This window comes from Mesorhizobium sp. M0048 (assembly GCF_040323405.1).
Lineage (GTDB): Bacteria > Pseudomonadota > Alphaproteobacteria > Rhizobiales > Rhizobiaceae > Mesorhizobium.
Map to the genome: position 1 here is coordinate 1 of NZ_JAMYUV010000137.1, position 646 is coordinate 646.

Sequence of the window (646 nt, forward strand, 5' to 3'; positions counted from 1 at the left end):
AGGGTATCAGTACTATGACCCCGCCATCGCCCATGATGGACAGCGGCCATTGCGTCGCCTTGATCTCGAGCGATGCCGAACGCACCTTCGTGTCTTGGCCGGGTGCTGAAAGCGTACTCAGCCTCGACATGCTGGCGCCCGTGGTGGTCGCTGCAGACGACTGGGTGTTCACGTCAGGCTATACGCTGAGCTATCCCAAGAGCCGCGACGCGCTCACCGACTGGATCGAGGCGCTTCCGGCCGACACACCGCTTGTCCTCGACCCGACACCTGTCATCACCGACATTCCCCACCCTATCCTGTCGCGGATACTCGCCCGTACTACCTGGTTGAGCTGCAACACGACGGAAGCGGCCGCGATTGCCGGTCCGGGCGCCGTCGAGACACTCGCGTCACGGCTGCTAAGCGACCACTCCCCTAAGGCCGTTGGCGTCGTCATTCGTGCTGGCGCGAAAGGCTGCCATGTGCGGCTGGCCGACGGCTCGGCGCAAACGATTGCCGGCTTCGAGGTCGCCGCCCTCGACACCAATGGCGCCGGCGACACCCATATCGGCGCTTTCATCAGTGCGCTGGCGCGCGGCATGCCGCCTTTTGCGGCAGCGCACTACGCCAATGCGGCGGCGGCCATTTCCGTCACCCGCCACGG

At 65.3% G+C, this 646-nt stretch carries 1 protein-coding gene; it reads left to right on the forward strand.

Annotated features, from left to right (window positions below):
• Positions 1-646 (forward strand): PfkB family carbohydrate kinase (locus tag NKJ84_RS33095; protein ID WP_352510019.1); only part of this gene is annotated, 646 nt, incomplete at both ends.